Below are 12,390 nucleotides of genomic sequence, written 5' to 3'. Positions count from 1 at the left end.
GTGCGACGGAGAATGACGTGCGATTAGCCGCGCGCGACCCCGGCCGTCACCGGCGCCTCGACCGCGTCCGTCCGGTTCGCCCGCACGTGGGCGACCGCCATCACCAGGATCAGCATCGCGAAGACCTGGTGCGCGAGGCCGGCCCAGAGCGGGACGACGAGGAGGAGGGTGACGATTCCGAGCGCGCCTTGCGCGAGCATCATCGAAGCGAGCGCCCGCGCCCGCCGCGCCGCCGCCGAGCCGGGCGCGATGCGCCAGGCGACGAACGCATGCCAGATCGCGTAGGCGACGAGGCCGTAGGCGACGAGGCGGTGCTGGAGCTGCACGAGCGCGACGTTGTCGACGAAGTTCTCGACGAGCGGCGTCTTGGCGAACAGGGTCGAGAGCGCGGGCGCGAAGCCGCCGTCCATCAAGGGCCAGGTGTTGAACGCGAAGCCCGCGCGCGAGCCCGCCACGAGGCCGCCGAGCGCGATCTGCAGGACGAGGAGCCCCAGCACGATCCAGGCGCCGCGCGCGATCGCGGGCGCGACCGGCGGGCGGGCGCGGTCCGAGAGGCCCGTCGCCACCCAGGCCAGCGCGCCGAGGATCAGCGTCGCGATCGTCAGATGCAGCGTCAGCTTGATCGGGGCGACCGCCGTCATGCCGGGCTCGAGGCCCGAGGCGACCATGATCCAGCCCACCATCGCCTGCAGGCCGCCGAGCGCGCCGATGCCGAGGAGGACCGCCGCGAGCTTCGTCGAGACGCGGCCCTTGAGCCAGAAGAAGACCAGCGGCACGAAGAAGACCAGCCCCAGCACGCGGCCGAGCTGCCGGTGCCCCCATTCCCACCAATAGATCACCTGGAATTCGGCGAGGCTCATGCCGGCATTGAGGAGCCGGTATTGGTCGATCTGCCGGTAGAGCTCGAATTCCGCCATCCACGCTTCGTGCGAGAGCGGCGGGATCGCGCCGGTGACGGGGCGCCATTCGGTGATCGAGAGGCCCGAACCCGTGAGCCGCGTCGCGCCCCCGACCGCCACCATCAGCACGACCAGGCCGACGAGCGTCCAGATCCAGGCGCGGACGGCGCCGCGGTCGCCTGCGGCGGCGGAGGAGGGGGCCGGCGCGGCGGCGGCGGAATCGAGGGTGGTCGTCGGCATGGGCTCAATCCGGTCCTGCTCGGCCGCGGCATCGCGTGCGCTTGATCGCGGTCGTCGCCGCGGACATAGAGGATCGCGAACGGCTCCGCCAGATCTCCGATCGCCGCACCCGCGGCGGTCGCGGGGATGCCCCCGGAGGTTCGAGGAGAGACCCCATGCGCCAGCGCACCCGCAAGCTGATCGGCACGATCGTGATGATCCTCTTCGTCCTCGCCTACGGGCCGGTCGCGATGGCGCTCGCGGAGAGCCGCATCATGGAGGCGCCGCATTGGGTGCAGGTGATCGCCTATTGCGTGATCGGGCTCGCCTGGATCATCCCCGTCATGCCGCTCATCCGCTGGATGCAGAAGCCGGATCCCGACCACGCCTGAGCGTGGACAGGTGCGCGGATCGCGCGTTTCGGCTTTGCTTTGCAGCGGGAAGAGGGTACGGAAAGCGGGTGTGTCGATGCCCATGCGGCCTCGGCGCCTACCCGCACGACACGTTCGTCAGCGTTCACGGGAGGAACATAACTCATGAAGAAGACCATCATCGGCGCGCTCGCCGCCGCAGGCCTCGTTCTCGGCGGCGCGGCCGTCGCGCAGGATCGCGAGGGCTGGCCGGAGAGCATCACGATCGGCACCGCGAGCCAGGGCGGCACCTACTTCATCTACGGCAACGGCCTCGCGAGCTTCATCGCGGAGCGCCTCGGCATCACCGCCTCGGGCGAGGTGACCGGCGGCCCCGTGCAGAACGTGACGCTCGTCCAGACCGGCGACCACGACATCGGCCTCGTCACCATGGGCCCGGCCTACGAGGCCTGGAACGGCGAGAGCGAGCTCGCCCCCGGGCTCGAGCATCGCGACATCCGCGCGCTCTTCCCGATGTACACGACGCCCTTCCAGGTGATCGCGCTGCGCGGCTCGGGCATCGAATCGATGGCCGATCTCGACGGCCGTCGCGTTTCGGTCGGTCCGGCCGGCGGCACCCCCGGCACCTATTGGCCGCGCTTCTTCGAGACGCTCGATATCAACGCCACGGTCAGCTATGCCGGCGCGGCGGACGCGGCGAGCCAGCTGCGCGACGGCCTCATCGACGCCTTCGCCTTCGCGGCCGGCCTGCCGATCTCGGCCTTCGCCCAGCTCGCGGCGGAAGCGGACGTCGTGATGTTCGCCTTCACCGAGGACGAGCTCGAGCGCATCCTCGAGGCTCATCCCGAGATGGCCGCGCACACGATCCCCGCCGGCACATATGCGGGCATCGACGAGGAGCAGCTGACCGTCGGTCTCTGGAACTTCGCCATCGCCCACAGGGACATGCCGGAGAGCCTCGCCTACGAGATCACGAAGCTCGTGCTCGAGAACAACGAGCGCATGCGGACGATCCACCAGGCCGCGGCGGAGACGCTGATCGAGAACTGGGAGAACAATTCGTTCCTCCCGTTCCATCCGGGCGCCGTGCGCTACCTGGAGGAGCAGGGGATCACCGTCCCCGACGAGCTGCGCGGCTGACGCGCCCATGATCGGGAGGCGGACGGCGACGAGCCGCCCGCCTCTTTCGTAAGCGAGAGAACCCCGATCGCTCAGACGGCGTCAGATCGTCGGGCGAGGGAGGCCCGGGAGGGGTGACATGGCGGACGAGAAGAAGATCATCGCGGGTCAGGCTGCGCCGACCGCCGAGCCGACCTCGGCCATTCTCGCGCAGGGGGTGGACGTCGAGCCGCTCGCGTCGAATCAGCGCGACTATTCCGGCTTCGCCGGCTACGTGATTCTCTCGCTGTGCATCGCCTACACGGCGTTTCACCTGTGGGTGATGAACTTCTACCCGCTCGAGCCGTGGACCTACCGGCTGATCCACGTGGCCGGCGGTCTCGTCCTCGGCCTCCTCCTGTTCGCGCCCTACGCGCTGGCGGCGCCCGGAGAGGGCGCGCGCGCGCGTCTCGTGATGCGCCCGGTCGAATGGCCGTTCCTGATCGTCGCCGGCGGCCTCGTCGCCTATGCGCTCGCGATGACGCTCGTCGCCTGGGTCGGCTGGTACGCCGCCGGCGTGCGACGGCCCGAGCCGTGGGTGTTCGACTTCTTCGGCTTGCCGCTCCTGATCGGCACCGTCGTCGCGATCGGCGCCGCCTGGGTCTTCAAGACCGAGGACCGCGCGGGCATGCACTGGGCGGACATCGTCCTGTCGCTCGCCGCGATCGCGGTGTGCCTCTACATCGTCTTCAACATCCAGGGCCTGCGCCTGCGCGCCGGCACGGCGCTCGCCCAGCCGGCGGATTTCTACGCCGCGCTCGCGGGCGTGCTGATCATCCTCGAGGTGACGCGCCGCGTCGCCGGGCTCGCGCTCGTCGTGATCGCGGCGGTGTTCATCGTCTACGCCTTCGTCGGCCCCTGGCTGCCGGGCTTCCTGCGCCATCAGGGCTACACCCCGATGCGCTTCTTCACCTACGTCTACACCGACCAGGGCATTCTCGGGCCGACCACCGCGATCTCCTCGACCTACATCATCCTGTTCGTGACCTTCGCCGCCTTCCTGCAGGCGTCGAAGGTGGGCGACTACTTCGTGAACTTCGCCTTCGCGGCGGCGGGGCGCGCGCGCGGCGGGCCGGCGAAGGTCGCGGTCTTCGCCTCGGGCCTCATGGGCATGATCAACGGCACCTCGGCGGGCAACGTCGTGTCGACGGGCTCGTTGACCATCCCGCTGATGAAGCGCGTCGGCTACAAGCCGCAGACCGCCGCGGCCGTCGAGGCCGGCGCCTCCTCGGGCGGGCAGATCATGCCCCCGATCATGGGCGCGGGCGCCTTCATCATGGCCGAGATCACCGGCATTCCCTACACGCAGATCGTGGTCGCGGCGATCATCCCGGCGATCCTCTACTTCCTCTCGGTCTACCTGATGGTGGATTTCGAGGCGCAGAAGCTGAAGATGAAGGGCCTGCCGCAGAGCGAGCTGCCGCTGTTCTCGAACCTCGTCAAGCAGGTCTATCTCTTCATCCCGATCGTCATCCTCATCTCGGCGCTGTTCATCGGCTATTCGGTCATCCGCGCGGGCACGCTCGCGATGGTGGCTGCGGCCGTCGTGTCCTGGCTGACGCCGCATGCGATGGGGCCGCGCGCGATCCTGCGGGCCTTCGAGCTGGCCGCGAAGATGTCGATCCAGCTCATCGCGGTCTGCGCCTGCGCCGGCATCATCGTCGGCGTGATCGCGCTCACGGGCGTGGGCACGCGCTTCTCCTCGCTCCTCCTCGCGATCGCCGAGCAGAGCCAGATCCTCGCGCTCTTCTTCGCGATGCTGATCTCGATCATCCTCGGCATGGGCATGCCCACCACCGCCGCCTACGCGGTCGCGGCTTCCGTGATCGGCCCGGGCCTGATCCAGCTCGGCATTCCCCCGCTGACCGCGCACTTCTTCATCTTCTACTTCGCGGTGATGTCCGCCATCACCCCGCCGGTCGCGCTCGCGGCCTATGCGGGGGCGGCGCTCGCGGGGTCGGAGCCGATGCGGACCTCGGTCGAGAGCTTCAAGATCGGGCTCGCCGCCTTCATCGTGCCGTTCATGTTCTTCTTCAGCCCGGCGCTGCTGATGGACGGCACCTGGGGGCAGATCGCGCATGTCTTCGTGACGGCGTCGATCGGCATCTATCTCCTCGCCTCCGCCGTCGCGGGCTGGTTCTTCGGGCGCGTGGGCGTGGTGATGAGGCTCGTGCTCTTCGTCGCGGCGCTCTTCCTCATCAAGGGCGGCTGGGAGACGGACGCCGTCGGGCTCGCGCTCGCGGGCATCGCCTACGTGATCCAGAAGCGGATCGTCGGTCCGCGGGAGATCGCGCGGGGGCTCGATTGAGGGCGGGCGCGCTTCGTCGGGGAGCCGGCGCGGCCCCGCGTTTTCGCAATGCGGCGACGAAAGGCGTTGAGGCGAAAGCGGGCGCCGCTTAGGCTTTCCCTATGGAAATGTCGCCGCCCCTGATGCCGGTCCCGGCCCTCGAGACGACGTTGTTCGGCGCGCTCGTGCGCGCGCGCGACACCTACGGCAAGAAGACGATCGCGCTGGAAGACCCGCAGCGCCAGCCGGTGAGCTACCGCAGGCTCGTGCTCGGCGCGCTCGTGCTGGGGCGCAAGCTGATCGCGGGGACGCAGCCCGGCGAGCGGGTCGGGCTGTTCATGCCGAGCGTGCAGGCGACCCCGATCGCGCTGTTCGGCCTCAACGCCTTCGGGCGTGCGGTGGCGATGCTCAACTTCACCGCCGGAGCCCGCAACCTGAAGCTCGCCTGCGAGACGGCGCGGGTGAGTACCATCGTCACCTCGCGGCGCTTCGTCGAGGAGGCGCGGCTCGACGAGCCCCTCGCCGCGATCGCGGAAGGGCGGCGGGTCGTCTATCTCGAGGACGTGCGCAAGGCGATCACGACGCTCGACAAGTTCCGCGCGCTCTTCGACACCGCCCGCGCCCGCGCGATCGCCCGTGCCTCGGGGCGGCCGGAGGACATCGCCGTCGTCCTGTTCACCTCCGGCGCCGAGGGCGCCCCGAAGGCCGTCGCGCTCACGAATCGGAACCTCATCGCCAACGCCACGCAGATCGCGCAGCACGCCGACGAAGCCCTCTCGACGGCGGACGTGATGTTCTCGCCGCTGCCGGTGTTCCATTCCTTCGGGCTCACGGCGGGGCTGCTCGTCGGCCTCCTCAACGGCATGCGGGTGTTCCTCTATCCGAGCCCGCTGCACTACCGGCAGGTGCCGAAACTGATCGGCTCGTCGGGGGCGACGATCCTGTTCGCCACCGACACCTTCCTCCAGGGCTACGCCCGCGCGGCGGGCGAGAGCGATCTGTCGAGCCTGCGCTACGTCATCGCCGGGGCCGAGCGCGTCAAGGACGAGACGCGGCGGCTCTACGCGCGCCACGGCACGGTGATCCTCGAGGGCTACGGCGCCACCGAATGCGCGCCCGTCCTCGCCTGCAACCTGCCGACGCGCAACCGCTCCGGCAGCGTCGGACCGTTCCTGCCCGGCCTCGAATGGCGGCTCTCGGCGGTCGAAGGGATCGCCGGGGCCGGGCGGCTCTCGGTGCGCGGGCCGAACGTGATGGCGGGCTACATCCTCGCCGACGATCCCGACCGACTGGTCCGCCCGGTCGACGGCTGGCACGACACCGGCGACATCGTCGCCGTCGAGGACGGCTTCGTCTCGATCCGCGGCCGCGCCAAGCGCTTCGCCAAGATCGCCGGGGAGATGATCTCTCTCGGCGCGGTCGAGACGATGGTCCAGGAGCTGTGGCCGGAGAACGACCACGTCGTCGTCGCGCTCCCCGATCCGCGCAAGGGCGAGCAGCTCGTGCTCGTCACCGACAAGCCCGACGCCGAGCGCGAGCCCCTGCACGCCTTCGCGCGCGAGAAGGGATTTCCCGAATTGTGGGTGCCGCGCGCGGTCCTCGTGGTGGCCTCGGTGCCGGTGCTCGGCTCGGGCAAGACCGATTACGCCGGCACGCTCGAGATGGCGCGCAATCTGTTGCCGATGTTGTGAGCGGGGGCGAGGCGCTCGCTCTCAGCCCTCGGCCCGCACCGTCTGCGCGATCGTGAAGCGCGTCTCGCAGGGGGCGTCCTCGCAGGCGCGGCCCCAGAACCCGCGCGAGCGGTCGTAGCCGAGCCGCGGGAAGGCGGAGAGCTTCTCGAGCACGAAGGCGACGGCCTCCTCGTGCTGCGCGAAGTTTTGGGGAAAAGCGTCCTCGTCGAGGGCACGATCGTCCGCCCCGACGACACGCCAGCCGACCTGATAGCCCAAAGCGCGTCTCCGATATCCTGTATGCGGGAGGATACCGGAACCGGGCGGGCGGTCTAGCGAACATTGTTATAGGATTGAAACGATTTTCGAGATGGGTTCGCACGCGCTCGTGCGCTAGGATTGCGCCATGCTCCTCGACGCGCTCTCCGCTTTCACGATCCATCACGCGCTCGCCGCCTGGCTCGTCGCCGCCAACGTCTCGGCTTACGTCGCCTTCGCGCTCGACAAGTCGGCGGCGCGGCGCGGCGCCTGGCGCGTGCCCGAGAGCGCGCTCCTCAAGCTCGCGCTCGTCGGCGGATCGCCGGCGGCGCTGGTGGCGCAGCGCGTCCTTCGCCACAAGACGCGCAAGGAACCCTTCCGCACGCGGCTCCTCGCGATCTTCGTCCTCCAGGCGGCGACGGGGGCGGGCCTCGTCGGGCCCACGCTCTACGATCCTGCTCTTCTGCCGGCCCTCGCGAGCGGGCTCGTGTCGACGCTGGCCGCCGCCCTGCCTATCCCCTGACCATCGCTGCCTCTCTTTTGTCCCTGCCTGGAAATTGACAGCCGCCCCGTCCTTTGATCGAATGGTCAAAACTAGAGCCCGTCCAAACGAGACGGGCCAGGGAACGGTCGATCGCACTAGCCAGCGTCGCGCCTTCGCGCGCGAGGGAGGTCGCATGAGCACGCAACCCGATATCGGAGCCGGCCGCCGCTCCGCCGCCGCGCTCGAGACGGCGTTCGAGGATCTGCACGCGCCGCTCGTCGGCAACGAGGCGCGGGTCGCGGCCGAGCGCTGCTTCTTCTGCTACGACGCGCCCTGCATCCGGGCGTGCCCGACGGGGATCGACATCCCGCTCTTCATCCGCCAGATCGCGACGCACAACCCGCAGGGCGCGGCGAAGACGATCCTCGACGCCAACATCTTCGGCGGCATGTGCGCGCGCGTCTGCCCGACCGAGACGCTCTGCGAGGAGGCGTGCGTGCGCATGGAGAGCGAGGGCAAGCCCGTCGAGATCGGGCGGCTCCAGCGCTACGCGACGGACGTCCTGTTCGCCTCCGGGCGCCAGCTCTACCGCGCGGGGCCGTCGACCGGCGCGCGCATCGCCGTCGTCGGCGCGGGGCCGGCGGGCCTGTCGTGCGCCCACAAGCTCGCCACGCTCGGGCATACGGTCGACGTGTTCGAGGCGCGCGAGAAGGCGGGCGGGCTCAACGAGCACGGCATCGCCGCCTACAAGTCGACCGACGATTTCGCCCAGCGCGAGGTGAACTATGTGCTCGGCGTCGGCAACATCACGGTTTATCACGGCCGGCGGCTCGGGCGCGACGTCACCCTCTCGGGGCTGTGCGGCGAATACGACGCGGTCTTCCTCGGGGTCGGCCTGCAGGCGGTGAACGCGCTCGGCATCGACGAGGCGGGCCTCACCGGCATCGAGGACGCGGTCGCCTTCATCGAGCGCCTGCGCCAGACGCCGGACCTCGCGACGCTTCCGATCGGGCGGCGCGTCGTCGTCGTCGGCGGCGGCATGACCGCGATCGACGCCGCCGTCCAGGCGAAGAAGCTCGGCGCGGAGGAGGTGACGATCGTCTATCGCCGCGGCGCCGACGCCATGCCCGCCTCGCGCTACGAGCAGGAGGTGGCGCTCACGAACGGCGTCGTCATCCGCCATTTCGCGCGGCCCTACGCGGTCGTGGGCGAGGGCGGCGCGCTGACGAAGGCGGTCTTCGTGCGCACGAGCCTCGAGAACGGGCGCCTCGTCGACACCGGCGAGACCTTCGAGATCTCCTGCGATCAGCTCTTCAAGGCGATCGGCCAGGTGTTCCTCCCCACCGATCTCGCCGACGAGAAGGCGCTGATCGAGATGGAGGGCACGAAGATCAAGGTCGATGCCGAGCGGCGCACCTCGCTCGCGAAGGTCTGGGCGGGCGGCGATTGCGTCGCGGGCGGCTCGGATCTCACCGTCGTCGCGGTCGAGGACGGCAAGCAGGCCGCGCTCTCGATCGACCGGGCGCTCGCCGCCCGCGTCGCGCAAGCCGCCGAGTAAGAGGAGGACGACATGGCCGATCTCTCCGTGACTTTCGCCGGCATCAAGGCGCCCAATCCCTTCTGGCTCGCCTCGGCGCCCCCCACCGACAAGGCCTACAACGTCGAGCGCGCCTTTCGCGCCGGCTGGGGCGGCGTCGTCTGGAAGACGCTCGGCGAGGACCCGCCGGTCGTCAACGTGTCGGGGCCGCGCTACGGCGCGATCCATTCCTCCGACCGTCGCGTGATCGGCTTCAACAATATCGAGCTGATCACCGATCGCCCGCTCGAGGTGAACCTGCGCGAGATCAAGGAGGTCAAGAAGCGCTGGCCCGATCGCGCGATGGTCGTCTCGCTCATGGTGCCCTGCACCGAGGAGAGCTGGAAGGCGATCCTCAAGCGCGTCGAGGAGACGGAAGCCGACGGCGTCGAATTGAATTTCGGCTGCCCGCACGGCATGTCCGAGCGCGGCATGGGCTCGGCGGTCGGCCAGGTGCCCGAATACGTCGAGATGGTCGCGCGCTGGTGCAAGGCGCATACGCGCATGCCGGTGATCGTGAAGCTCACCCCCAATGTCGGCAACATTCTCGGCCCGGCCGAGGCGGCCAAGCGCGGCGGTGCGGACGCGGTGTCGCTCATCAACACCGTCAACTCGATCATGGGCGTCGATCTCGACGCGATGTCCCCCTGGCCGCACACGGCCGGCAAGGGCACCCATGGCGGCATGTGCGGGCCGGCGGTCAAGCCGATCGCGCTCAACATGGTCGCCGAGATCGCCCGCTCGCAGAACACGCGCGGCATCCCGATCTCCGGGATCGGCGGCATCGAGACCTGGAAGGACGCGGCCGAGTACATGGCGCTCGGCGCGGGCACCGTGCAGGTCTGCACCGCGGCGATGGTCTACGGCTTCAAGATCGTCGAGGAGATGATCGCCGGCCTCGAGGAATTCATGGACAAGAAGGGCTATGCGCGCGTCTCCGACTTCGTCGGTCGCGCGGTGCCCAACGTCACCGATTGGCAATACCTGAATCTCGACTACGCGGTGAAGGCGCAGATCGACCAGGACCTGTGCATCAAGTGCGGTCGCTGCCACATCGCCTGCGAGGACACCTCGCACCAGGCGATCACGCATCTCGTCGACGGCAAGCGCCATTTCGAGGTGATCGAGGAGGAATGCGTCGGCTGCAATCTGTGCGCGGTCGTCTGCCCGGTCGAGAATTGCATCACCATGGTGCCGCTCGAGAACGAGATCGACCGCCGCACGGGCATGCTCGTCGACGGCTCCTACCGCAATTGGACGCAGCACCCCAACAATCCGATGGCCAAGGACCCGATCGTCAAGACGCCCGTCGCGACCCCGGCTCACAAGACGAGCGACGAGGCGCTCGAGCCGGCCGAGTGAGAGGGGAGGGGGCGTCCCGCCCCCGACCGGCGGCGCGAGCGGCCGTCCGGCCTAGCGCGCCGTCGCCCCGTCGAGCAGGAGCCGCACGAGGCTGTCGCGGGTGCGCGTGAAGAAGGCCTCGTCCGCCAACGTGCGGCCCGTGACGGCCGCGACCTGGGAGGAGAAGTCCGCGTAATGCTGCGTCGTCGCCCAGATCGCGAAGACGAGGGTGTGCGGGTCGACGGGGGCGAGGCGTCCCGCGGCGATCCAGCCCTCGAGTATCGCGACCTTCTCGTCCACGAGCTCCTTCAACGGGCCGTCGAGCACGCGCCCGAGGAGCGGCGCGCCCTGGAGGATCTCGAGCGCGAACAGGCGGGAGGCGGCCGGGGCGGCGCGGGAATAATCGAGCTTGCGCGCGATATAGGCTTCGAGCGCGACCCGCGGATCGCGGCTCTCGTCGAGCTCGCGCAGGGGCTCGAGCCACATGTCGAGCGTGCGGCGCAAGACCGCGGTGTAGAGCTCCTCCTTGGTGCGGAAATAATAGAGCAGATTCGGCTTCGAGAGCCCCGAGGCGGCGGCGATCGCGTCGATGCGCGCGCCGTGGAAGCCCCGCTCCGCGAAGGCGTCGAGCGCCGCGTCGAGGATGCGCTCTACATTCGCCTCGCCGGCGCGCGTGCGCGGCAGCGCCCGCACGGGGCCCTCCACCGCGACCGGCTCACCGCTCTCCCGCACGCGTTCGATCTCGTCCATGCCCGCTCCGTACCCGATGCCGGAGCCTATGGCGACGGCCCTTCGCGGCGCAAGCGGCACCGGGACCCGCGCGGAGCGGACACGGCACGCGAATTGCCAGTCGCGATGGGGATCGCGTCGCGGGAAGTTCTTGCGCGCGGTGCGCGGGCGGGGGAAGTTGTGGCGACGAGGACGGCAGGGTGCGTGTAGTGGAGGACAGGATGGGTGAGGCGGCCCCCTCGCAGGCGATGCGCGACGCGCGCTCGGACGCGACCGCGTCGGCGCGGGCTCTGCCGCAGGCGGGCCCGACGGTGATCGACATCCGTGGGCTCTCGCTCACCTTCCAGACCGCGGACGGGCCGGTCTACGCGCTCTCCGACGTCGATCTCGCGATCGGGGAGGGGGAGTTCGTCTCCTTCATCGGCCCCTCCGGCTGCGGGAAGACGACGCTCCTGCGCGTCATCGCCGATCTCGAGCGCGCGACGGGCGGGCACATCTCGGTGAACGGGGTGAGCCCGGAGGAGGCGCGGATCCGGCGCGAATACGGCTTCGTCTTCCAGGCGCCCGCGCTCTACCCGTGGCGCACGGTGGGCCGCAACGTCGAACTCCCGCTCGAGATCTTCGGCATGCCGAAGGCCGAGCGACGCGCGCGCATGCGCGCCATGCTCGAGCTCGTCAATCTCGGCGGCTTCGAGAAGAAATATCCCTGGCAGCTCTCGGGCGGCATGCAGCAGCGCGCCTCGATCGCCCGCGCGCTCTCCTTCGACCCGAAGCTTCTCCTGATGGACGAGCCCTTCGGCGCGCTCGACGAGATCGTCCGCGACCATCTCAACGAGCAGCTCCTCAAGCTGTGGGAGAAGACCCGCAAGACGGTCGTCTTCGTCACGCATTCGATCCCCGAGGCGGTGTTCCTGTCGACGAAGATCGTGGTGATGTCCCCGCGCCCCGGGCGCATCATCGACGTCATCGATTGCGATCTCGGCCCCGAGCGCCCGCTCGAGATCCGCGAGACGCCACGCTTCCTCGAGATCGCCCACCGCGTCCGCGAGGGCCTTCGCGCGGGGCATTCCTATGAGGATTGAGGCGGCGAAGGCGGACGCGAGCATCCCTCCCCGTAGGGAAGGGTGGCCCTTCGAGCGCAAGCGAGAAGGGTCGGGTGGGGCACGAAGCCTGCAGGAAAGGCTCCGCGCCACCCGGCTTTCGAGGTGCTACGAATTGAGCACATCGCTGCCGATCGGTACCCCTGGAGATCCAGAGGTATGCGACGGACTCGACGGTCTCCCCTCCCCCTTGGGGGAGGGGTCGGGGGTGGGGGTCGTGCAGGATGAGGCGATAGAGATCATCCTGCACGACCCCCCTCCGCCCCGGGGGCGGCGCCGCCGGGCGCCCGTCCCCCAC

Annotated in this window: 11 protein-coding genes; 8 read left to right on the top strand and 3 right to left on the bottom strand. The window is 69.7% G+C overall.

Features of this window, described 5'->3' with window-relative positions; genetic code table 11:
• Positions 1-23 precede the first annotated feature (23 nt).
• Positions 24-1,139, bottom strand: coding sequence for a COX15/CtaA family protein (locus ACK4UM_RS14220; protein ID WP_409800290.1), 1,116 nt, complete (start codon positions 1,137-1,139; stop codon positions 24-26).
• Positions 1,140-1,294: 155 nt separating this feature from the next.
• Between ACK4UM_RS14220 and ACK4UM_RS14215 the strand changes: the two genes are divergently transcribed.
• The 4 genes from ACK4UM_RS14215 to ACK4UM_RS14200 all read left to right on the top strand — a co-directional run bounded on the left by ACK4UM_RS14215 (position 1,295) and on the right by ACK4UM_RS14200 (position 6,625).
• Complete coding sequence (locus ACK4UM_RS14215) at positions 1,295-1,510, top strand: DUF2842 domain-containing protein (RefSeq protein WP_409800287.1); 216 nt, start codon at positions 1,295-1,297, stop codon at positions 1,508-1,510.
• Positions 1,511-1,654: 144 nt separating this feature from the next.
• Positions 1,655-2,629 (top strand): TAXI family TRAP transporter solute-binding subunit, encoded by a 975-nt coding sequence (locus tag ACK4UM_RS14210; RefSeq protein WP_409800285.1) that lies wholly within the window; start codon positions 1,655-1,657, stop codon positions 2,627-2,629.
• A 118-nt stretch (positions 2,630-2,747) separates the two neighbouring features.
• Entirely contained in the window at positions 2,748-4,955 is a 2,208-nt protein-coding gene (locus ACK4UM_RS14205; RefSeq protein WP_409800282.1) for a TRAP transporter permease, read from the top strand.
• Positions 4,956-5,077: 122 nt separating this feature from the next.
• Positions 5,078-6,625, top strand: a complete 1,548-nt coding sequence (locus tag ACK4UM_RS14200; protein ID WP_409800279.1) for an AMP-binding protein — start codon at positions 5,078-5,080, stop codon at positions 6,623-6,625.
• A 21-nt stretch (positions 6,626-6,646) separates the two neighbouring features.
• Here ACK4UM_RS14200 and ACK4UM_RS14195 read toward each other — a convergent pair whose 3' ends face one another.
• Positions 6,647-6,883 (bottom strand): hypothetical protein, encoded by a 237-nt coding sequence (locus ACK4UM_RS14195; protein WP_409800277.1) that lies wholly within the window; start codon positions 6,881-6,883, stop codon positions 6,647-6,649.
• Positions 6,884-7,010: 127 nt separating this feature from the next.
• Here ACK4UM_RS14195 and ACK4UM_RS14190 point away from each other — a divergent pair, with 127 nt between their 5' ends.
• From ACK4UM_RS14190 to preA, 3 genes are all read left to right on the top strand, one after another.
• Positions 7,011-7,385 carry a DUF1294 domain-containing protein gene (locus ACK4UM_RS14190; protein ID WP_409800274.1) on the top strand — a complete coding sequence of 125 codons (375 nt, stop codon included), beginning with the start codon at positions 7,011-7,013 and terminating at the stop codon, positions 7,383-7,385.
• Between the two features lie 154 nt (positions 7,386-7,539).
• Positions 7,540-8,904 (top strand): NAD(P)-dependent oxidoreductase, encoded by a 1,365-nt coding sequence (locus ACK4UM_RS14185; RefSeq protein WP_409800273.1) that lies wholly within the window; start codon positions 7,540-7,542, stop codon positions 8,902-8,904.
• A gap of 12 nt (positions 8,905-8,916) precedes the next feature.
• Positions 8,917-10,284: an NAD-dependent dihydropyrimidine dehydrogenase subunit PreA gene (preA, locus tag ACK4UM_RS14180; protein WP_409800269.1), complete on the top strand. Its 1,368-nt coding sequence runs from the start codon at positions 8,917-8,919 to the stop codon at positions 10,282-10,284.
• Positions 10,285-10,335: 51 nt separating this feature from the next.
• Here the strand turns inward: preA and rutR are convergent, their stop codons facing one another.
• Entirely contained in the window at positions 10,336-11,013 is a 678-nt protein-coding gene (rutR, locus tag ACK4UM_RS14175) for an HTH-type transcriptional regulator RutR (protein ID WP_409800266.1), read from the bottom strand.
• A gap of 227 nt (positions 11,014-11,240) precedes the next feature.
• Between rutR and ACK4UM_RS14170 the strand changes: the two genes are divergently transcribed.
• Positions 11,241-12,074: an ABC transporter ATP-binding protein gene (locus ACK4UM_RS14170; RefSeq protein WP_409800356.1), complete on the top strand. Its 834-nt coding sequence runs from the start codon at positions 11,241-11,243 to the stop codon at positions 12,072-12,074.
• Positions 12,075-12,390: the final 316 nt, after the last annotated feature.

Origin of the sequence: Salinarimonas sp. (assembly GCF_046292825.1) — a bacterium.
Taxonomy (GTDB): domain Bacteria; phylum Pseudomonadota; class Alphaproteobacteria; order Rhizobiales; family Beijerinckiaceae; genus Salinarimonas.
The sequence above is the reverse complement of the archived record's forward strand: the minus strand, read 5'-3'. Positions and strand labels throughout refer to the sequence as shown.